The organism is Lwoffella lincolnii (genome assembly GCF_037201985.1).
GTDB classification, from domain to species: Bacteria; Pseudomonadota; Gammaproteobacteria; order Pseudomonadales; family Moraxellaceae; genus Psychrobacter; species Psychrobacter lincolnii.
In genome coordinates this window covers 482,017-504,436 of record NZ_CP147511.1, presented here as the reverse complement: position 1 = coordinate 504,436, position 22,420 = coordinate 482,017, and the positions used below count along the sequence as shown (strand labels likewise).

The window sequence follows — 22,420 nt, the reverse complement described above, 5'->3', positions numbered from 1 at the left end:
TCCTTTATTAAATGTTTAAAATGTTTAGAAACCACAATTTACCATATCAAATCCTAAATACATTAACAATCAACATATCAAATCTGCAATTCACCAATGTCTGCCACACTCAAAAACAGATTTCTCACCTGTTTAAGCAAGGCTAAACGATTGTTTTTTAAACTCACCTCATCGGTATTGACCATGACTGTATCAAAAAATGCGGTCAATGGCTCAGCAAGATTGGCTAAAGCGGTTAAAATGCCTTGATAATCAGCATTTTCTTGTAACGGTTTGGTCGCTGTTTGGGCGTTTTGTGTCGCTTTAAAAAGCTCTTTTTCTGCAGATTCGGTGAGCAGATTTTTATCAACCGTTTGGCTAATGTTGCCATCAACCTTGGCTAAGATGTTGCCCACCCGTTTGTTGGCTTGTGCCAAGCTTTGTGCTTGGGGCAAACGACGAAACGCCTGCACAGCACGGATACGCTCGTCAAAATCCAATGGCATGTGCGGATTTATCGCTTGTACTGATTGAATGGTATCCGCCGCCACACCTTGGTCTTCATACATTGCACGGTAGCGAGCATTGATAAAGTCCATCACATCAGTGAACGTTTTGCCCAGATTGTCAATTTTATTACCATAATTTTTTAGGGCTTGCTCAATTAATATCACCAAATTGAGCGGTAACTTTTTTTCAATTAAAATTCGCAAAATACCGATGGACGCTCGCCGTAAACTAAACGGGTCTTTTGAGCCTGTTGGGGCTTGCCCAATGGCAAAAATACCTACCAAAGTATCAATGCGGTCAGCCAATGCCAATGCTGTGCCAATGTCAGTCGTGGGCAGGTCATCGCCACTAAATTTTGGCAAATATTGCTCTTTGATGGCATCTGCCACCGCTTTAGGCTCGTTATTTAAGTGAGCGTAATAAGTGCCTGCCACCCCTTGTAATTCAGGAAATTCACCCACCAATGTGCTTGCCAAATCGCATTTGGATAAGATGCCTGCTCGAGTAGCATATTCTACATTAGCGCCGATTTGATTGGCAATAAAGGCACAAAGTTTGGCAATGCGTTCAGATTTTTCCCAAATTGTGCCAAGTTTTTCTTGAAATACTCGGTTTTTTAGATTTTCAGTCAGGGCAAATAAGGGTTGTTTTTGGTCTTGTAAAAAGAAAAATTCAGCATCAGCAAGGCGTGGGCGCACCACTTTTTCGTTGCCTGCGATGACTTGTGATTTGTCTTTGCTATCAATGTTACTGATAAAGATAAAATAAGGCTGTAGTTTGCCATCTTTATCGGTTAGGCAAAAATATTTTTGGTCAGCTTGCATGGTGCTGATTAGTGCTTCTTGTGGTACTGCCAAAAATCGCTTCTCAAAACTGGCTCTCATGGCAACAGGTAAATCCACAAGGGCGGTAACCTCATCAAGCAAGTCTGGTGGTACGATGGGCATCGCATTCACTTCATCGGCAAGGTGTTGTACTTGGTTTTTAATGTCAGCTTGACGTTGGTCAAAGTCAGCTTTGACAAAGGCATTATCCAAAATTGCTTCATAATTATCAGCGTGGTCAATCGCCACACATTCAGGAGCATGAAAACGATGCCCACGGGTTTGATTGCCAGTTGGGTGTCCTTGAATGATGGCATCAATGACTTTGTCATCTGCCATTAATACCACCCACTGCACAGGACGGACAAATTCATCACGGCTGTCTGCTGAACGCATACGCTTGGCTATGGGCAGGTCATCTAAGGCTTTTTGTAATATGGTGGGTAATAGGTCGTTGGTGGCTTGACCTTGCACCTGTAATTCATGGCCGACATAGTCGCCTTTATCGGTGTTGATGATGATAAGGTCATTGACATCAATGCCTAAGCCTTGGGCAAACCCTTGGGCGGCTTTGGTGGGGTTGCCATCTGAGTCAAACGCACCCTTGACAGCTGGGCCTCGTTTTTGTTCCACTCGGTCGGGTTGTTTGTTGCTGATGCCATGGATTTGTAGGGCAAGACGGCGTGGGGCAGCATAACTTTTGATGTTGTCAAAACTGATATTGGCTTCAGCCAACGCTTGGCTGACATTGTCATTTAACGCATCACGCAGTTGTCTTAGGTTTTTGGGTGGCAATTCTTCTGTGCCAAGTTCAAATAAAATCGTGGTCATGGTGGTCATTTATCCTTTTCATTACTTTTATGGCTTTACTTTTGTGGCTTTGCTTTTTATTGGGCTTTTTTGGCTTTCTTTGATTGCGGTTGATTTTATTATAACAAAACCATGATAAAAATCTGCTGATGTTTTGTTTGCTTATTGGCTTAAGCAAGTTTGTTAATCACCAAGTTTGTCAATCACCTGAGTTAAAAAACATGCTAAGATGATGATGCCCCAAAACAGCGAATAAACACATAGATAAAACAGCCACGTTTTTAGGAACGATTATGATTTATGACATCATTGGTGATGTACACGGACAAGCCAATAAGCTGATAGGACTGCTTGGCAAACTTGGCTATCAGCAACATTTTTATGAGCAAAATGATGAACAAAATGATGAACAAAATGGCATCACCACCCCCTATTATCAACCACCCGTGGGTCATCATGCTGTCTTTATTGGTGATTTGATTGATAGGGGTAAACAAGAAGTAACAACGCTACAGATTGCCTTTGCCATGAAAGATGCGGGGGTGGCGGACATCGTCATCGGCAATCATGAATACAATGCCCTTGCCTACGCCACCAAAAACCAAATTCACCATGCTGACAATGCCAACAATGCTTTCAATGCTTTCAATGCCAACAACATTGACAATCACGATGGGGGTTATTTACGCTCACATTCGGACGTGCATCGTCGTCAGCATCAAGCATTTTTGGCAGAAGTGCCGTTTGGCTCAGATGCTCACGCTTATTGGCTGTCTCGTTTTTATGAGCTACCTCTATGGCTTGAGACACCACACGCCTGCTTTGTTCATGCGTGTTGGGATACCGACAGCATGGCGGTATTAGCACCGCTATTGACCAATGACAACCGCCTTACCCCACATGCCTTACAACTGACAGGACAAAAAAACTCAATACAATACGATGCCCTAGAGCGTGTGCTAAAAGGGGTAGAAACGCCCCTGCCTGATGGCTTGTATCTGCTGGATAAAGACGGTGGCAAACGCCACAATGTGCGAGTCAAATGGTGGCTAGATGAACTTAACAACCGCCCCATTCATCAGATAGCTCACGCCCCTAACTTCGCCTTAGCCAGCATTCCCATTGATGCGATTAGCCCACCCATCGAATTTGGGTTAAAGACGGATAAGCCTGTGTTTGTTGGGCATTATTGGTTGACTGGCACACCCAAGCCGTTAAGTAAGCAAGTGGTGTGTGTGGATTATTCAGCAGCAAGTAAGACAGGGCATTTGACGTGTTATCAGTTTGACACGGACAATCCATTGCCATTATCAGCAGATAATTTTGTGCAATATCGGCAGGACTGATAAACAAAACACACGTTAATAAAGGTAAAAGCATGTCACTCATTTAGCAAAATCAAGCTTGGCACAACAAGACTTCATGAGCCAAATCAAAGACACGCCCTAACATGACCTAAAACAATCTAAATCAAACAGAAACCAAACACCGTTATTGCCCAAACCATTTTTGCTCAATTTGCTGATATTTGCCATTTTGACGAATGTTGGCCAGCCCCTGATTGATTTGATTTAGCAGTGCTGTGTTGTCTTTTTTTACCACAATGCCATAAGGGTCATCACCAAACTCTTTATCTATCATTAAGGCAAAATTTTTATCCGCTTGTTGCTGTTGATAATATTGCAAAATGCCACTGTCATGCACCACCGCATCGGTTTGATCATTAACCAAGCTTTTGATTAGCGGAAACACCATGTCTTTATTTGTGGTGGCAATGCCCATCTGTTGCATTTCTTCTTCTTGTATTGTTCCTGCCATCACTTCCACCCGATGACCTTTTAAGTCTTTAAAAGACGTGATATTGGCAAGCTCAGGTTTGGTTAGGGCTGCTTGGTATGAGACATAATAGGGGTTAGAAAAATTATGAGTTTTTTGACGTTCTGGGGAAGCACTGATATGGGCAATGGCAATGTCCGCTTTGCCTTCAGCCATGCTTGGCAATATCAATGGCCATGGCAATATGTCATAGGTAACAGCAAAGTGCTGATCTTGGGCAATGGCATTCATCACATCAATGTCAAACCCTACTGGTTGTCCGCTTTCATCACGGTAGGTAAAGGGTATACCATCAGTATCGGTATAAACTTTATAAGTGGCGTCTGTGCCAGAAGCATCAGTGGTATTGGCATTATTTGGGTCATCGGTCAAATCAGGTGAAGCATGCGTTTGCGTCTCGCCAGAGCCACTTCCAGAAACATTTTCAGAACCACCAGCAGGCGAACCACCACACCCTGATAACAGGCTGGCGGTTGCAAACAACAAAGATAATGGCTTGACTGAGCATTTGGTAAATAAGGATTTGCTGAAAGCACTTTTTGTTAAAACACGGCTGCTTAACACATTGAGAAGTGAAGAATAATTCATATTGCACCTTGATATTTATTGTTAAATTCATTACTTTTCTTAATTATGAGTATTTTACTGAATAAAATAGGCATACGATAATGCCATTATATTGATGAATAATGATGAATTTTGCCATTTTACCCAAACACGTATCAAGAAGTAAGTCCAAAAAAAGACAGGCCAGCACATGATATCATGGTGAAATGCCAATCACACCATACATCAACAGTCCAGCCTGTCTTGGCACAGTATAAAGAAAAGTAGCAAGAAAAGCCATGCTAAACAAGACCGCCAATGCCAAGATTGCATGTGATTGAATATGATGGTTTTATCACTTCAGATATTAAAACAGATAAGATAAGATAAGATAAAACAACAGAGATGAAACAGATAACATAAGACAGACAAAAAAAGGAGCATCAACCATGAGAATACGCATCATCAGCATCGGACAAAAAATGCCCAACTGGGTAGAAACTGGTTTTAAAGAATACCACAAACGCATACAACCCATGCTCAGCACGGAGCTAATTGAACTAGCTGCTGCCAAACGCCACAAAAATCCGTCTTTGGCAAATGTGGTTCAATATCGCCAAGCTGAAGGTGAAGCGATTTTAAACACACACGCCCAAGCCAGCCAAGAAAAACTGTGGGTGTTGGATATCAAAGGAACGATGCTGTCAACAGAACACTTAGCCAGCAAACTGGCAACCGCCATGCAAGACGGTAACGACATCGCTTTGGTGATTGGCGGGGCGGACGGTGTGTCGCCAGAGGTGCTTGCCCAAGCGGATTTTAAATGGTCTTTGTCTCATCTCACTTTGCCACACCCAATGGTGCGAGTAGTGTTAATGGAACAACTGTACCGTGCCATGAGCATCAATCACAACCACCCGTACCATCGAGGGAATTGAACTGTTTCTTGAAATCTAACTAAATCTATCTTATAATATCCAAATGAATAGATTAATTAGTATCAACGAAGCTTCCAAACAACTTGGCGTGTCCATCTCAACATTACGCAGATGGGACGAAAGTGGTGTGCTTGTTGCCCAAAGAACACCTAAAGGACACAGACGTTACGATATTAGTAAAATCAACCCAAACCTACTGCATGGCATAGGCAACAAAGACCGAAAAACCATTGCCTATGCACGTGTATCAAGCCACGACCAAAAGGACGATTTAGAGCGTCAAATCCAAGTTTTAGAACTCTACTGTACCAAACAAGGCTGGACTTATGAGATCATCAATGATTTAGGTTCTGGCATGAACTACCACAAAAAAGGACTTAAACAACTGCTTGACGACCTATTAAACAATAAAATTGGCAGATTGGTTTTAACCCATAAAGACCGCCTATTACGCTTTGGTGCAGAACTTGTCTTTGCTATCTGTGAAGCAAGAAACGTTGAAGTTATCATCATCAACCAAGGCGAAAACCCATACTTTGAAGAAGAATTAGCCCAAGATGTGCTAGAAATCATCACGGTATTTTCAGCAAGACCATATGGCTCACGAAGTAAAAAGAATAAAAAACTGCTTGAAGCCGTTAAGGTAGCATTGGAATGACGGTTATTCGTGGACACATCATTGAGCTAAAACCTAACAACGCCCAAGCAACATATTTCAAAAAAGCATGTGGCGTTGCAAGATTTGCCTATAATTGGGCGTTGGCAGAATGGAAAAAGCAATATGAACAAGACAAAAACTACCGTGATGAATGTCAAGCAAAAGGCATAACCATTGACGAAACCAAACTTCATAAACCCACACAAGGCAAACTAAGAAAACAGCTTAATGCCATTAAGCATGAACAATTCCCCTTTATGCTAGAAGTTACCAAATGCTCCCCACAACTTGCTATTATGCAGCTAAGCGATGCCTTTAAACGCTTTTTTAAGGGTGAAAGCAAATACCCCCAATTTAGAAAGAAAGGCGTCAATGACCGCTTTTCTCTTTCCAACGACCAATTTAAACTTAAAAGTAAAAATAACAAACCACACATTCAAATCCCCAATCTGGGCTTGGTTAGAATGACCGAACATCTAAGATACAATGGCAAAATCCTATCCGCCAAAGTCTTTACAAAGGGCGGTAAATGGTTTGTGAGTATTGCGGTTGAATTGTCAGAAACAACCAAGCCTTTACCCAAAACAAATAAATCCGTTGGCATTGATTTGGGCATTACAAGCCTTGCCACGCTTTCAGATAGTACAAAAATCAAAGCCCCAAAACCACTTAAAAACAAACTTAAAAAACTGCAAAGATTGTCAAAATCTTTATCAAGAAAACAAAAAGGCTCTAAAAATCGTGAAAAAGTGAAAACCAAGCCATCACGGCTACACTATAAGATTGCCTGCATTCGCAAGGACTATTTGCATAAGCTTACCACAAACATTGTCAAGCAATTTGACATGATTTGCCTTGAAAACCTTAACGTTAAAGGCATGGTTAAAAATCGCAAGCTTGCAAGGTCTATCCATGATTTGGGATTTTATGAATTTAAACGGCAACTGATTTATAAAGCCAACCAATGGGGCAAGAGCATCAAAGAATTGGACAGGTTTTATCCATCAAGCAAGACCTGCCACTGTTGTAATCACAAAGTAGACGAGTTGCCACTTAACATCAGAAATTGGCAATGCCCAAGTTGCAACACAATGCACGACAGGGACATTAACGCCAGTGTTAATATTTTAAATCATGCCACAAAAATTTTAACGACAATTTAGTCGTTAAAAGGCGGTGAGTTCCACCGTGTCAGTCTATGGAGTTGATGTAAGACTTTAGCCCAATGGCGAGAGCAGACAACGGTGAAGTAGAAAGAAAACGCTAAATTTGCTATTAAGTAGGTTTAGGTAGGTTTTTCAGAACGGAATTGACATCACATAAAACGTTGAGCAAAATATCACACAAAGTTGCAACCGTGGCATTTTATCGTCGCTGACGATGATATAGGTAAGGTAAAAAGCAAGTTGCCAATGACCACACATCACAGCGGTGATTGAGCAAGAAACCCAAGACGGTCGCCATGCCACTGATGATGATTTTAATGCCGAATTGGCAAAATCTCGTTTACCAACTGATGTGGTGTTTGGCCAATATTGATAATCAATTCAAAAGGCAATGGCATGAAGCACAACAGCGATAAATCCACCCCACTTGGCATCAGTAAGCTGATACAAAGGCGTATCAGCTCAGCGGTGTTAAAGACCCTACACGCAAGCAACACGGTCAGTGAGCCAGACGGCAAACGAAACGGTGAGCCAAATGATGAAGCAAATGATGCGTTAGCCACATTGTCCACATCGCTCACCGAACAACAGCCACACGCCATTGATGTCAGCAGTCTGACCTCCTTACCAGCGGTATTTATCTCGCATGGTGCTCCAACATTGGCAACCGAGCAATCTGCCACCACCCACGCATTGGCACGAATGGGGCAAAACCTACCTAAGCCTGTCGCCATTATCATCATGTCAGCACATTGGCAATCGCCCAAACTGGAGATTAACAACAACCCCAGCCCTGCCACTTGGCATGATTTTAGTGGGTTTGACCGCTCACTTTATCAGATAAACTACCCTGCCAAAGGGGCACAAGCCTTAGCAGAGACGCTCAGCGATGAGCTGGCAGGTGTGTTGGCAGAATATGGGGACGTGTTTGCCAGTGATTCTGATGAGCAAAAGGATAAAACACACGCCAACACAAAGGTCAGTACCAACCCTTTGCGGCCTTTTGACCATGGGGTTTGGGTGCCTTTGTTGCACCTATACCCGCAAGCGGACGTGCCTGTGGTACAATTATCACTGCCCACACACTTTGATTCTCATGCCTGCTATAAGCTTGGGGCGATGCTATCAGGTTTGCGTCATTTACAAATCTTGCTAATCGGTTCAGGCAGTATCACCCACAATCTAAGTCATTTACGATGGCAAGCGGACACCGAAGACAAACTCGCCAAAGACTTTAAAGTATGGCTATTACGCCAGCTTAAGACCGACATCGCAAGTGCATTGGACTGGCAGACGTTTACGGATTATCAACAAGTACACCCAAGCGATGAACATTTATTGCCGTTATTTTTTGCTTTAGGAGCAGGGCAACGAGTGTCAGTGGTGCATGAAAGCATGATACATCATAGTTTGGGTATGGACATTTATCGGTTTGATTAGGGGTTTTAATGGCACGACAAATCCCAAAATGCACAGCACCGCTTAGCCATCTTATTCTTAATCACTTTATTCTAAGCCTCTTATTCCAAGCTTAATGTTAATTCAAACTTAACTTTGGGTTAATATTCCATACCAATACCGTGCCAATTAACATCAGCACAAACATCGTCATGCCAAGCTTTGCCACAGGATTGATGGGCAGTAAATTCAGCAAAAATCCACCAAATATCCCCACACTAAACATCAATGCCCCTTGCAACGCACTTGCCATACCAGCTCGATGTTTTTGAAACGCCAACGAAATTGCCCCAGCGTTGGGCTGAGTCAAACCAAGCCCAGAAATGCACATAAAAATGCACACCAACACCAAAGGCAACCACGCCGTTGTCCCCATGGTCAAACCAAGCAACATTAGCCCAGCAGAAGCGATGACCTGTTGCATTGCCCCAAAACGCAAAATACTCACCAAGCGAAAATGGTTGGTCAGCCATTGATTGAGTTGAGTCAAGGCAATATAGCCTGCTGCATTCGCCCCAAAAACCACACTAAACGTGGACTCAGACAGCCCATAGCTTTCCATCAACAACTCTGATGCTGAGCTAATATACACAAACATCGACCCCATCAACAGACCACCGCCAATGGCAGGCAGGCTAAACCGCTTATCGGTCAACAGTTCCCAATACTGCTTAAACACTTGCTTAATAGAATGATGGTTACGGTATTCTGGCGGTAAGGTCTCTTTAAAAAACAACTTGGTTAAGAGCAAATTGAGTACCCCAAATGCAAGTAAAAACCAAAAAATGGCATGCCAATCAAAAAACCGCAAAAATACCGCTCCCAAAGATGGGGCCAAAATCGGAGCAATGCCCATCACCAACACCATCAAAGAAAATGCCTTTGCCATCTGTTTTGGGCTCATCACATCACGAATGGCAGCTCGAGTAACCACCGACGTTACACATGCCCCCAAAGCTTGCATGGTGCGAGCAATAAACAGCACATACTCACTGCTTGTGGTCACACAAACCAAGGTTGCCAACACAAATAAAGTCATGCCAATGTATAATGGCAATACTCGCCCAACTCGGTCGCTAAACGATCCATAAAATAGTTGTCCAAACACCAATCCCACAAAATACGCTGGCACAGAATTGGCAATAAAAGCGGTTGACACACCAAAGTCATCTGCCATTGCTGGTAAGGCTGGTAAATACATGTCAATTGATAAAGGACCAATGGCAACCATTATCCCCAACATCATCACCCATAGCTTGGCAAAGGTGGGGCTAGGTGTGTTGATAGATGTGTGGGGGCTGTCAGTTGATGACTGCTGGGTTTGGTTGGTCATTTGGTATTTATTGTATTTTTTGGTGTTTATTGTGTTTGCTGTGCAAGCATTGCCTCAGATGACACGACCATAGATGAGACGACTATTGAATACAAAATCAATGCTCCCGAGTCGCCCGAAATTCCACTTCAGGATACCGCTCTTGCATCAGTTGTAGATTGACACGGCTGGGGGCAAGATAGGTCAAATAGCCACCACCATCAATCGATAACTGGTCATGGGCTTTTTTCTTAAATTTGGCAAGCACAACAGGGTCATTGCAATGTATCCAACGCACAGTGGCAATGGATACAGGCTCAAAACTGCATTGTACCTTATACTCTTCTTTTAAACGATGAGCAACCACATCAAATTGCAATACCCCAACTGCCCCCAATATCAAATCATTGTTGATTTGAGGCATAAATACTTGTGTTGCTCCTTCTTCAGACAGCTGTTGCAAGCCTTTTTGTAGAGCTTTAGACTTGAGCGGGTCTTTTAGCACCACACGGCGGAACAGCTCTGGTGCAAAGTGTGGAATGCCCGTAAAATTAAGCTTTTCACCAGAGGTGAAGCTATCACCAATCTGTATCGTGCCATGGTTATGCAAACCAATGATGTCACCGGGGTAGGCTTCTTCTAGGGCTTCACGGTCGCCTGCCAAAAAGGTCAACGCATCAGAGATACGCACCTCTTTGCCAATACGAACGTGATTCATTTTCATGCCTTTTTCGTATTTACCTGAGCAAACCCTTAAAAAAGCAATGCGGTCACGGTGGCGAGGGTCCATGTTGGCTTGGATTTTAAACACAAATCCAGTAAAGTCGCTTTCGGTGGCAGATACCACACGCTCTTTGGTGGGGTGGTCTTTGGGAGCGGGGGCATGTTCGATTAACACATCTAACACCATGTTAACGCCAAAGTTACCTAATGCCGTACCAAACAACACAGGCGTTATTTCTCCTGTTAAAAAGGCATTGACATCAAAATTTTCTAGTGCCAGTTGTACCAATTCAAGCGACTCTTCAAAGGCAGTGAACATCAGATTCCCCAAACGTTGTCTGACATCTGGATAATCGTAGCCGTCTCGCACTTCGATGTCCACAATCTCACCACCATGCCCTTTTTGATAAAAGTAAGTCTTATTTTCGGTCAAATGATACACGCCAACAAAGTCTTGCCCCATACCCACAGGCCAGGTGATGGGGACACACTTGATGTTTAAAACCGTTTCAATTTCGTCAAGCAGCTCAAGCGGATCACGGATTTCTCGGTCAAGTTTATTGACAAATGAGATGATGGGTGTATCACGCATTCGGCACACGTCCATCAGTTTGATGGTGCGTTCTTCCACGCCTTTTGCCCCATCAATCACCATCAAAGCACTGTCCACAGCAGTGAGCGTGCGATAAGTGTCTTCACTAAAATCAGCGTGTCCAGGCGTGTCTAATAGATTAATCACATGGTCTTTATAAGGGAATTGCATCACGGAAGTGGTGATGGAAATGCCACGTTCTTGCTCCATGCTCATCCAGTCACTGGTGGCATGGCGGTCAGATTTGCGAGATTTGACCTCGCCTGCCACTTGAATGGCCTGCCCCCATAACAGCAGTTTTTCGGTCATGGTGGTTTTACCCGCATCGGGGTGCGAAATGATGGCAAATGTTCTTCTAGCCTTGATTTCATTTAGATGTGATTTCAATTTAAGCCCTTTTATTACCCTATTACCAGTATTGTCAACATGTACACCATATTGCTAATGATACACGCCAAAATAGGTACACGCCAAAAAATAAAAAAATAGATGCACACTCAAATCATGTTACTTATTATATCATGACAGTTTTGTCTGCTTAAAAAATAATGACATTCGCCATGCAACCAGCAACCAGCAACCAGCAACCAGCAACCAGCAACCAGCAACCAGCAACCAGCAACCAGCAACCATGCGACATTCTGTCATTTCACTGTTAAATCGTGTTACATTGTTTTGCAATATTTTTAAACGGTTCTACAATAGGTTCTACAACATTTTCCAAGTCACTTTATCCACTTGAGCATTGGCATCGTTTGCCTGTGTGTATGGGTGTTCATGGTTGGGCAAAGCGTGATTTGCTGGTTCATGCGATGATTGATTTTGCTGTTGGGCAATTTCACTGGCTAAGTCAACCGTTTGCATCTCTTTAAGTGCTTCTAGCAACAGCTCATAGTTGGGTGAGAGCATCGCCATTTGTGATGGGTTATTTTGCTTAACATTAAGCAAACATTTGTCTTCAAAATCTTGACTGGCTTGGCGGATTTTTGGCACACCTGTGTAGCGACTTGCTCCCAAAATTCGATGACTTATCTGTGCCAATTCTTCTCTATCACACGCTTGCCATGCTCGTTGTAGTCTGTCTTTATCGTCGCTGATGCCATCTTGCATCATGTGTAATAGTTTGACTGCCAACTCTGAGTTATGTGCCGCTCGAGTTAAGGCATCTTGCCAGTCGATTGATTTGTCTGTGTGGGTGTCCGTCATTTTATCAGCGTTGTCATGATGATTGGTATTGGCTTGCCTTTGCTTGTCGTCAACACTGCTGATGCTGGCTTTAGCAGGGTCATTGATGGCAGATGCTGGCGGGGTTAACCAACGTTGCAATACTTGTTGTAGTTGCGGTCGGCTAATGGGTTTGCCTATAAAGTCATCCATGCCTGATATGGCCATGTTGGCTTTTTCGTCAGCGACACTGTGAGCAGATAAAGCAATGATGGGTGTGCGGCGGCGTTTGCCATTGCTTTCGATTTTACGGATTTGTTGGGCGGTTTGGTGTCCTGACATTTTTGGCATTTGAATGTCCATAAATATCAAATCAATGTCTGGTTGACGGAAGCTACTGATGATTTCTAACGCATCAAAGCCGTTAGTGGCGGTTACCACGTCGATGCCCATTTCTGCCAATAACGCATCAAGTACCAATAAATTGGGTAAATGGTCATCAACCGCCAGTACCCGTTTGCCTTGCCATGGCAGATGCTCAGGCTTGGAAGTTGGGCGTTTTTGTGAGTCCAACCAGCCATAAAATTGCCGTTTGCCAAAAGGTTCATATAAAACAGCCGCTTGATAACGGCTCAACAATCCCATGTCTATTGCCACTTGATAACCATACAACGCCAAATCACCTTGATAATGCAGACGGATTTGCTTGAGTAAGGCAGTCATGCCATCACTGTCGGTATTATTGACAGTATCGACAATCACATAGTCATAAGGTTGGGTATGTTCTTTTAAGGCGGTCAACAACTCCGCCAAACCATAAGCTTGTGTCAAATGAATGGGCAAAGGTTGCAAGCTGGCAGTCAATGCGTGCATGACCGCATCACTTTCAAGCCATGCCAAAAGACGGTATGGCTTGCTGTGAAAACTGGCTTGCAAATCCTTAATGGGCTTGAGTATTGGCAAAGGCATGTCTGCTGCCAATGGCACATCTGGCATATTCACTTGGGTGGGCAGTCCAAACCAAAATGTTGAGCCAGATTTGGCAAGGTTATGCTGTTCATTATCCCAATAACCAATCTGACCACCCCACAACCGAGTCAACTGCTTACTGATGACCAAGCCCAAACCTGTGCCACCATATTGCCTTGTGGTTGATGGGTCGCCTTGACTAAAGGACTGGAACAGATGGGCTTGGTCTTCTTTGGCAACCCCACGCCCTGTGTCTTGAATGGCGATTAAAAGCTGATTGTCTTTATCTTCATCGACACGCACTTGTATCAGTACTTGCCCCACATCGGTAAATTTAATGGCATTACCCACCAAATTGGTCAATACCTGCTTGATGCGTAACGCATCGCCCACCATTCGCATCGGCACATCATGATAATAATTCACCGCCAATCTTAGCCCCTTTTCGCTTGCTAAAGGCGATAACATGTCCGCAACATCATAAATGACATCGTATAAACTAAATTCATGATATTCTAGCTCCAGCTTACCTGCTTCAATTTTAGAAAAATCCAACACATCATTCACCAATGCCAACAGATGAGCAGATGATTTGCGAATGGTCTGCACATATAAGTCTTGTTCATCGCTTAACTTACCATGCCGTGCCAACAGATTGCTAAAGCCATCAATGCTGTTAAGCGGTGTTCTAAGCTCATGGCTGATGTTTGCTAAAAAAGCGGACTTTGCAGCACTGGCAGTGATGGCAGCATCACGAGCGTTACGGATTGAAATGTTTTGCATCTCCATGGCATCAAAGGCCTGCCTTAAATCCGCTTCAGTCTGTTCAGCATGTTCTTTTAGCTCTTGAAAGCTTGAATACACTCGCCTTAACGTATAAACCAAATCTTGTTGTAATAGATTAATCTCCCCTTCTGACCGCACCGCAATGGGCTGATACAACGTATCAATCGTTACCCTTTGTAAATACATACGCATTTCATAAATCGGAGCAACCCAGCGTTTGGCATAACCATTGATGCTCAGCAACAACATCAAAATGGTAAACAGCCCCGTTACCGCCAACGCCAGCATAATCCTAAGATTGGCGTTATCAATCGGCTCATTATCCATGTTAATGATGAGCCAATATCGCCGATTGTTATCAGCGATGATTTGTCGTTTGTACTCTGTTCCCCCATCTTCTGTCCCCACATCATTTTGATAACCAACCGCATGGACAATTTGACCATCATCATCAATGATGCCAATGCGATGTACGTGGGTGTGCATCTTGACATTAAGCAGCGTTTGATGTAATGGTTGATATGGGGGTGATTGATACGAAGAGGATTGATGAATGGGCGTGTCTTGTTGAGCCAAAACCGATAACTGCTCACTGATGGCAGGTTCATAACGCAACAACAAAGCTTGAGCAATGGCTTGCTGTTCGTTACGACTGGCACGGCTGGTCTCAGTATACACCAACACCGCTCCCACCATTGCCAACAAACAAATGGGCAAAAACACCAATAAAATTAACTGCCCATAAGCAGAAGTTAAGTCTAAACGTTGTTTTAAACTCACAAAAAGCGTTCCTTGGTTATGATAAACGGATTATAACCAAATTATGTTTTTATGCCAAAATTCGCTACAATGGGCAGTCAACTTATTGATAAAATCAAATACTGATAAAATCAAACAAAAGCAAACATTGATACAAAACAGAGAGTCACATGAACCTTTTAAACAACCAAACCATCACCAACTTCACCACCAAAACCAGTCAGCTTGCCGACTGTGTGGGCTTAACACCACTGGTCAAACTGCAACGCTTTGGCTCACATGCCACCAATGCCACCTTGCTTGCCAAACTTGAAGGCAATAACCCAGCAGGTTCAGTCAAAGACCGCCCAGCGTTTAATATGATATATCAAGCCGAACAGCGAGGCGACATCAAACACGGTGATACCCTAATCGAAGCCACCAGTGGCAACACAGGCATTGCCTTGGCAATGGTCGCTGCCATGCGTGGCTATAAAATGACGCTCATCATGCCTGCCAACGCCACCCAAGAGCGTAAAGATGCCATGACAGCATATGGTGCAACATTGATTGAAAGTGATGGCATCGAACAAGCCCGAGACATCGCCAAGCAAATGCAAGCAGAGGGCAAAGGCGTGGTACTTGACCAGTTTAACAACCCTGACAATGCCCAAGCTCATTACTTAAGCACAGGACCTGAAATCTGGCAACAAACACAAGGTAAAATCACCCATTTTGTCAGCTCAATGGGAACAACAGGCACCATCATGGGTGTGGGAAAATACCTAAAAGAACAAAACCCCAACATTAAAATCATCGGCCTACAACCTGCCGATGGGGCAAACATTGCTGGCATTCGCCGTTGGCCAACAGAATACTTACCAGGTATTTTTGATGCGTCTTTGGTGGATAAGGTGATGGACATTAAACAGTCTGACGCTGAACAAAGCATGCGACAGCTTGCCAAAACCGAAGGTATTTTTGCAGGCGTGTCATCTGGTGGGGCAGCATGGGCAAGCCAAAAAATCGCCCAACAAATCACAACAGATGACCCACATGCACTGATTGTGTTTATCGTCTGTGACCGTGGTGACCGTTATTTATCCACTGGACTTTATTCACAATAACGACTGGCTCATCAATTTTATCCCTTTTATAAAATAGGATGCCATCAATGCCTTTTCCCCAATCGTTACTGGTGTTTGATATTGAAACCGTCCCTGACCTTGAAACAGGCAGAAGACTGTACCCCAACTTAGCCAAGCTGTCTGATGCTGACACTCTGTCTGCTTTGGCCGCCATTCGCCAAAGTGAAGCAGGCAATGACTTTATGCGACCACCTTTGCATAAGGTTGCCTGTTTGTCATTATTTTGGTTTGGCTTTACCCAACAGCCAAATCAAGCACAAATGCGACTTAAATCATTTAGCCTAGCAGACATGGACGAAGCACAAATCCTTAGCAAGTTTTTTGCCATATTTGCTGATAAACACCCCAACCGACTGCCCAATTTGGTCAGCTGGAATGGCTCAAGCTTTGACATTCCTGTGCTGATGTACCGTGCCATGCACCATAAACTGTCTGCCCCAGAGTTTTTTGACGAAAACTCCAACCGAGACATTCAATACAATAACTACCTAAATCGCTATCACGATAGGCACACCGACCTGATGGACAAGCTGAGCTTATTTGCTGGTCATAACAAACAACCGCTGGACGTGATGGCAAGCGTTTGTGGTTTTGCTGGTAAAGGGGGCATGAACGGCTCACAAGTGGTGGGGCTTGTACAAGCTGGCAACTGGCAACAATTGACCACTTATTGTGAAAGCGACGTGCTAAATACTTGGCTCATTTATCTGCGATGGCAGTTACTGGTGGGTGGACTTGATGCCACTACCCACCAGCAGTTAGAACAAATCACAGTAAACTACCTTGACACCCTGACCGATGCTCAAGGGCAACGCATTCATCAGGCATTCTTAGACGGTTGGAAGAGGTGATGGTTTATTTGCTGCATCAAATTGGTGCATAACGTAAAAGGTGCATAAAATATAAAAGGTGCATAAAAAAAGCCCCCCAAACAACTTTGGTTTGGGGGGATTTTTAATTTAACGTGCTTAATTTAGCAAAATTTAGCAAACGTTAACAGCATACAAATTACAAATTACCAAGTGTTACCAAGTGTGTTTATTTTTCTCAGTCCATGCGTCGATTTCTTGTTCAACTTCGTCTTTGGCTTTACCATAACGTTCTTGGATACGACCAGATAATTTTTCACGGCTACCATCGATTTGGGTGATTTCGTCATCGGTCAACTCACCCCACATCTCTTTTACTGAGCCAGTCAGTTGCTTCCAGTTGCTTTCTAGTGTGTTTTTGATTGAATCTAAAGTGTCATTGACGTCATTACTCATACGGATATTCCTTGTTTAAATGGGTTGGTTGATTAAAAGGGTTGTTTTATGGGTTTGTTTGCCATATTGACATATTGATAGGCAGATAATTAATCTAATATCATCTAATTCAAATATCAATAATTCACACACTTACCCTATTTTACAATATCGCTTTTAATGGCTGTTTTCTATTGACAAATTGTGTGTGATTGTGTTGATTTGTTGTCATTTTGCTAAGCATTTGTGCATTGTGGCATTGCTTAGGTACTGGTGCTTAACTGGTTTAGTGATGTACGCCACCCACGCCATGCACATGACCATGTTTGAGCTCATCAGCCGTTGCAACACGCACATCGGTAATCTCCACATCGAAGTGTAGACGCTTGCCTGCCAATGGGTGGTTGGCATCAACGATGACCATATCGTCGGTGACATCTTTGACGGTTACCAACATCACTTGATCACCCGCTTGTGATTGAAATTGCATGCCAGGTTCGATGTTATCCACACCTTGGAAGTTCTCACGGGGGACTTCTTGCACCGCTTCTTCTAAAAATTCACCATAGGCATCGGCTGGCTCAACGACGGCTTGCACTTTATCACCAACAGATTTGCCTTCAAGTTGTGCTTCTAATCCTGGAATGATGTTTTGATGACCGTGTAAGTAGGCAAGTGGTTGACCTTCTTGTGATTGGTCAATGAGCTGACCATCATCGTCTGTTAGGGTGTAGTGAAAGGTAACGGCACTGTCTTTACTGATGGGTGCTTTGTTGATGTCTGTCATGATAATTATCCTAATAAAAGAAATTTAAAAAATATAACGATTAAAACAAAAAACAGCAGATTATCTTGCTTATCTTAAGTTAATGGTTAATTGTGATGATAACCTTAACTTTCAAGAAAAGACAGTAAAATTCAAAAAAGACAGTAAAAATTTTTGAGTTTGAATATTGGTTTGAATAACCATCACTTTTGCCATAGACTTAAGCCCATATGACTTGAGTATTTATCATTTTTTATTTAATTTACCTTTTATTTGATTTGTCGTGTTTATGGGGAATCCGTTTAATGACATATGTACAATACCAATTCAACTTTGACCGTTATCGTGAGCATTTGGTCGATGTGCGCCTGTATTGGCAGGCTGATGATGATAAGCCGATGCTTTGGTTGCCATCATGGCTACCAGGCAGTTATCTGATGCGTGAGTTTGCTCGGCACATCACGGTGGTAACGTATGATGTGTATGATGGCAGTGATGTGCTTGTTGCCAAGCAGGATAATGTTGTTGCCACCAAACACCGTGCCATCAAATTAAGTAAAAACCAATGGCAATTACCCAACGTAACCACAGGGCAATGGGTGCAAGTGCATTATGAAGTGTATTGTTATGATTTGTCGGTTCGCACCGCTTATGTTGATCAGCGTCGTTTGTTTGGGAATTTTTCGTCATTGGCGTTGGCGGTGATGGGGCAGGAACAACAAGCGTGCAAAGTGTGCTTACACGTGCCAATGGGCTTTATTGATGGTTTAATGGGCTTAGTCATTGATGACTTAGCTGATGGGTTGGGCAAAAGCAAGTTTAATAAAACAGAAACAGACAAACGTTTACCCAATAAAGCAAATGCGGCGTTTACTCAGCAACGTGAAGCGTTTAAAGCATTGCTGGCATGTGGTTTGTCTGCCAGCGTCTGTCAATCGACAGATTATCAGAGTTATGAACTGGTGGCAGACAGTTATGATGAGCTGATTGATTATCCATTTGAGTTTGGGTTACAGACCCATACTCAGTTTATGGTAACGGCTCAAGATGAAGAACTTACGCAAGACAAAAAGCTCACGCTTAACAAGCAGATTTGGCATCATGTCTATATTTCAGGTCATCATCACACAGACATGAGTCGACTTCAGCGAGATTTACAACGGATTTGCCAATGTTATGTCAATGTGCTTGGCAGTACACCATTTGATGAGTATCATTTTTTAACCCATGCCAGTGGTCATGATTATGGCGGGTTGGAGCATGGCAACAGCACGGCATTGATAACCCCTAGGGCAGACTTGCCAAGTTTAACTGAGCCTGACGAGCCAAGCGATGGTTATCAACGATTTTTGGGGTTATGTAGCCATGAGTATTTTCATGCGTGGTGGGTTAAGACCATTCGCCCTGATGTGATGATGGCGGTGGATTTGACCAAAGAAGCTTATACGCCATTGCTATGGGTATTTGAAGGTTTTACGTCTTATGTTGATGATTTTATGCTACAAGCCAGTGGGGTCATCAGTACTGACAGTTACCTTAAACTGCTGACAGAGCAAATCAATCGCCATCAGCAAACCGATGGACGAGCTTGGCAATCGGTGGCAGAGTCAAGTTTTGATGCGTGGATTAAGCTGTACCGCAGTGATGAAAATACCGCCAACGCAGGCATTAGCTATTATAATAAAGGAGCATTGGTGGCATTGTGTCTGGATATTTTGCTGTTGACGCAAACTCAAGGCAAAAAGCGATTGTTTGATGTCATTAAGCAGTTTTATCAGCTTGCCAAATGTGAGCCAATCGGTCGCATTGGTATGAGCATGGACAGCTTAAATGCAGTGATGTGCGAATATCTGCCATCATCGGTGTGGCAGGCGTTTGTGGATAATTATGTTAATGGTGTCAAACCCTTGCCCATCAAAGACATGTTGGCAAGTGTGGGTGTGAGTATGGACAATCCACACAACAAGCCACACGGCAATCCACACAACAAGCCACCCAAACATCTGCCTTGGGGAATACATACCCAAAGTTCTCCAGCAGGCCTGCTTATCCAAAAGGTCAAACGTAACAGCGTGGCAAGCCAAGCAGGCCTGTCTGCCAACGATGTCATCGTGGCGATAGATGGCATCAAAGCCAGCAATGAGCAGTTGGCACGGGTGGCAAAACAGCAAAGCCAAATCAGCACGCTGACCATACGCTGTCATGCGTTCCGTGGTGATGAGTTGATTTGTGTCCATGTGCCAGCCCAAACGAACACAGGGGTATCTGCCAATCCGCCACTGGATACGGTACGATTGCAACTTAGGTCAGACTCACAAGATGGCACTGAGTTACAGACTGAATCACAAGATGCTGTGATGAATGATTCAAAAGACAATCCATCAAATGGGGCTAAAAATCAAGCATTACCATCAAACCTTTGGCTAAAGCTGGTTAATGACTTCTGTTGAGTATCCGCTTCTTGACTGACATTTTGTTGAGCATCAGCTTCTTGTAAGATTTCAGTAATCTCTGTATCACCGCTGTTAAAATGCACCCTGAGCAAACTCTGCTCATATTTGCTATCAAGCCAAGCGGTGATGCGTTGTTTATCAGTATTTTTTAGAGGTCGTTTGCTGTCAATGTTCACTTGCGTGAGCGTTTGTTGAACGATGTTGTCGCTTGGGCTTGAATGCTCACTTTGATTTGAATGAGCGTCAATCACCGTATTGTTGTGATTGGCAGTGATGTTTGGCGGTTCGTTTATTGATTGTTCGTTTATTGGCTGTTTGGGTGTTTTGTTGGCTTTAGCGTGTATGAACCTATCCCCTCGTGTGATGGTAACACTGTCAATCTGTGGATATTGAGCCAGCAATTCTTTATAAAGTTGTTTATCAGCACTGCTGGTTTGTTCAGACAGTGATGAGTTGCTTGCCAACTGTTGTGTCAGTTGTTCGTTTTCTTTACTGAGACTTTCGATTTGATTAACCAAGTTACGATAGGTAGATTGGGTCAATTCCGTTTTTAAGCTGTTGATGTCCACTTGGTTACTGCCTGTATAACGCACCTCCACCTTGCTTTTAGCAAAGCCTCTGCCAGCTAAGTTTTGGGCTAAGCGGTCTTCTAGGTGTGTAGGGAAGTGAACACCACCCACGGTTAATACCACTTCACGGGCTTGTGGACGCACTTCATGTGCCAATATTAAAAATTCATTATTAAAATCTTGCCCATCAACAAAGGCATCTACTGCTTGAGTAAAGCGGGTACTTTGTACCAAATTAAACGCCAAATAACCACTTGGCACAATCATCAAAACAGCAGTAACAGCAATCAACATGTTGGTGCGTTTTTCGGTGATTTCATCTAAAAATTTATGTTTAGGCAGATGAAAAATTTTCACAAACAGTAAGGTTGCCAAAGCAATAAAGACGCTATTAATACAATATAAAAAAAACGCCCCAAAGAAAAAACTCCAATTACCCGTGGCAATGCCAAATCCTGCGGTACACAAAGGTGGCATTAATGCCGTGGCAATGGCAACGCCCGGCACGACGTTAGAAATGCTTTTACGAGTTAAGGCAATGATGCCAGCTGCGCCACCAAAAAAGGCAATCAACACATCCCAAAGATTTGGGGAAGTGCGAGCAAGCAACTCAGGCTGTATTGCATCTAAGGGGCTGATGGCAAAGTACATGGTCGATGTGACAATGCTCAAAGCAGTAAAAATGCCCAAATTACGTAACGACAGCTTAAGTAAGTCCACATCGTTAATGCCCAGTCCATATCCAATGCCCACAATAGGACCCATTAAGGGCGAAATTAACATCGCCCCAATGACCACCGCTGTAGAATTGACATTTAACCCCACAGATGCCACTAAGATGGCAAAAAAAAGCACCCAAAGATTCGTACCCACCACCCTAACATTATCTCTGATGGTTTGGTCAATGACGCTAGGCTCAGCTTGGTCAGTATGTAAATCAAACAGCTCTTTGACTAATGGTGTCATGGTAAAAAAGGCTCATAAAAACCAAAAAAAATTTTGGCGATGATAATACGTTATGAACATATTGGCAATCACCACCACATCAAGAACCAATCCGATGATTTGCGATAAGCAAGGCGTGGCAGGTTGATGTTTTGTGATTGGGCAATTTTACGTTATCATGCAGCTTAATTTTGATGCCACTCCTTGTTATCTCAATTTTTTCTCACTTTTTTTAGGTTACTTATCCACAAGACCATCGACCCGATTAACACACCAAATTAATGAG

Annotated in this window: 16 protein-coding genes; 8 read left to right on the top strand and 8 right to left on the bottom strand. The window is 43.3% G+C overall.

Annotated elements, in window-relative coordinates; genetic code table 11:
- Nucleotides 1-77: 77 nt before the first annotated feature.
- Nucleotides 78-2,144, bottom strand: a complete 2,067-nt coding sequence (gene glyS / locus WDM69_RS02245) for a glycine--tRNA ligase subunit beta (protein WP_338755603.1) — start codon at nucleotides 2,142-2,144, stop codon at nucleotides 78-80.
- Nucleotides 2,145-2,416: 272 nt separating this feature from the next.
- Here glyS and WDM69_RS02240 point away from each other — a divergent pair, with 272 nt between their 5' ends.
- Entirely contained in the window at nucleotides 2,417-3,469 is a 1,053-nt protein-coding gene (locus WDM69_RS02240) for a metallophosphoesterase (protein WP_338755602.1), read from the top strand.
- Between the two features lie 145 nt (nucleotides 3,470-3,614).
- Here WDM69_RS02240 and WDM69_RS02235 read toward each other — a convergent pair whose 3' ends face one another.
- On the bottom strand, nucleotides 3,615-4,547 hold the full coding sequence (locus WDM69_RS02235) for a substrate-binding periplasmic protein (RefSeq protein WP_338755601.1): 933 nt from the start codon (nucleotides 4,545-4,547) through the stop codon (nucleotides 3,615-3,617).
- Nucleotides 4,548-4,954: 407 nt separating this feature from the next.
- Between WDM69_RS02235 and rlmH the strand changes: the two genes are divergently transcribed.
- The 4 genes from rlmH to WDM69_RS02215 all read left to right on the top strand — a co-directional run bounded on the left by rlmH (nucleotide 4,955) and on the right by WDM69_RS02215 (nucleotide 8,707).
- Nucleotides 4,955-5,443, top strand: a complete 489-nt coding sequence (rlmH, locus tag WDM69_RS02230; RefSeq protein WP_078307141.1) for a 23S rRNA (pseudouridine(1915)-N(3))-methyltransferase RlmH — start codon at nucleotides 4,955-4,957, stop codon at nucleotides 5,441-5,443.
- 43 nt (nucleotides 5,444-5,486) lie between these two features.
- Nucleotides 5,487-6,101 carry an IS607 family transposase gene (locus WDM69_RS02225; protein ID WP_338755600.1) on the top strand — a complete coding sequence of 205 codons (615 nt, stop codon included), beginning with the start codon at nucleotides 5,487-5,489 and terminating at the stop codon, nucleotides 6,099-6,101.
- Nucleotides 6,098-7,264, top strand: coding sequence for an RNA-guided endonuclease InsQ/TnpB family protein (locus WDM69_RS02220; protein WP_338755599.1), 1,167 nt, complete (start codon nucleotides 6,098-6,100; stop codon nucleotides 7,262-7,264). The genes WDM69_RS02225 and WDM69_RS02220 overlap by 4 nt, the downstream gene beginning before the upstream one ends.
- A 603-nt stretch (nucleotides 7,265-7,867) precedes the next feature.
- Nucleotides 7,868-8,707, top strand: coding sequence for a DODA-type extradiol aromatic ring-opening family dioxygenase (locus WDM69_RS02215; protein ID WP_240494883.1), 840 nt, complete (start codon nucleotides 7,868-7,870; stop codon nucleotides 8,705-8,707).
- Between the two features lie 97 nt (nucleotides 8,708-8,804).
- Here the strand turns inward: WDM69_RS02215 and WDM69_RS02210 are convergent, their stop codons facing one another.
- The 3 genes from WDM69_RS02210 to WDM69_RS02200 all read right to left on the bottom strand — a co-directional run bounded on the left by WDM69_RS02210 (nucleotide 8,805) and on the right by WDM69_RS02200 (nucleotide 15,051).
- A complete protein-coding gene (locus WDM69_RS02210) occupies nucleotides 8,805-10,058 on the bottom strand; it encodes a multidrug effflux MFS transporter (RefSeq protein WP_338755598.1) in 1,254 nt (417 codons plus the stop codon).
- Nucleotides 10,059-10,155: 97 nt separating this feature from the next.
- Nucleotides 10,156-11,739 (bottom strand): peptide chain release factor 3, encoded by a 1,584-nt coding sequence (locus WDM69_RS02205; protein ID WP_078307129.1) that lies wholly within the window; start codon nucleotides 11,737-11,739, stop codon nucleotides 10,156-10,158.
- A 321-nt stretch (nucleotides 11,740-12,060) separates the two neighbouring features.
- Entirely contained in the window at nucleotides 12,061-15,051 is a 2,991-nt protein-coding gene (locus tag WDM69_RS02200; protein WP_338755597.1) for an ATP-binding protein, read from the bottom strand.
- A gap of 149 nt (nucleotides 15,052-15,200) precedes the next feature.
- Between WDM69_RS02200 and cysM the strand changes: the two genes are divergently transcribed.
- Both cysM and WDM69_RS02190 read left to right on the top strand, forming a co-directional pair.
- Nucleotides 15,201-16,136, top strand: coding sequence for a cysteine synthase CysM (gene cysM / locus WDM69_RS02195; protein ID WP_078307128.1), 936 nt, complete (start codon nucleotides 15,201-15,203; stop codon nucleotides 16,134-16,136).
- A gap of 47 nt (nucleotides 16,137-16,183) precedes the next feature.
- Nucleotides 16,184-17,008, top strand: a complete 825-nt coding sequence (locus WDM69_RS02190) for a 3'-5' exonuclease (RefSeq protein WP_338755596.1) — start codon at nucleotides 16,184-16,186, stop codon at nucleotides 17,006-17,008.
- Nucleotides 17,009-17,182: 174 nt separating this feature from the next.
- Here the strand turns inward: WDM69_RS02190 and WDM69_RS02185 are convergent, their stop codons facing one another.
- Nucleotides 17,183-17,422: a CsbD family protein gene (locus WDM69_RS02185; protein WP_078307124.1), complete on the bottom strand. Its 240-nt coding sequence runs from the start codon at nucleotides 17,420-17,422 to the stop codon at nucleotides 17,183-17,185.
- A gap of 265 nt (nucleotides 17,423-17,687) precedes the next feature.
- A complete protein-coding gene (locus WDM69_RS02180) occupies nucleotides 17,688-18,188 on the bottom strand; it encodes an FKBP-type peptidyl-prolyl cis-trans isomerase (protein WP_078307123.1) in 501 nt (166 codons plus the stop codon).
- A 284-nt stretch (nucleotides 18,189-18,472) separates the two neighbouring features.
- On the opposite strand from WDM69_RS02180, the gene WDM69_RS02175 reads away from it, so the two are divergent.
- On the top strand, nucleotides 18,473-20,617 hold the full coding sequence (locus tag WDM69_RS02175; RefSeq protein ID WP_338755595.1) for a M61 family metallopeptidase: 2,145 nt from the start codon (nucleotides 18,473-18,475) through the stop codon (nucleotides 20,615-20,617).
- Here WDM69_RS02175 and WDM69_RS02170 read toward each other — a convergent pair.
- Entirely contained in the window at nucleotides 20,566-22,155 is a 1,590-nt protein-coding gene (locus WDM69_RS02170) for a DUF389 domain-containing protein (protein WP_338755594.1), read from the bottom strand. The two genes, WDM69_RS02175 and WDM69_RS02170, sit on opposite strands and share 52 nt — an antisense overlap.
- Nucleotides 22,156-22,420: the final 265 nt, after the last annotated feature.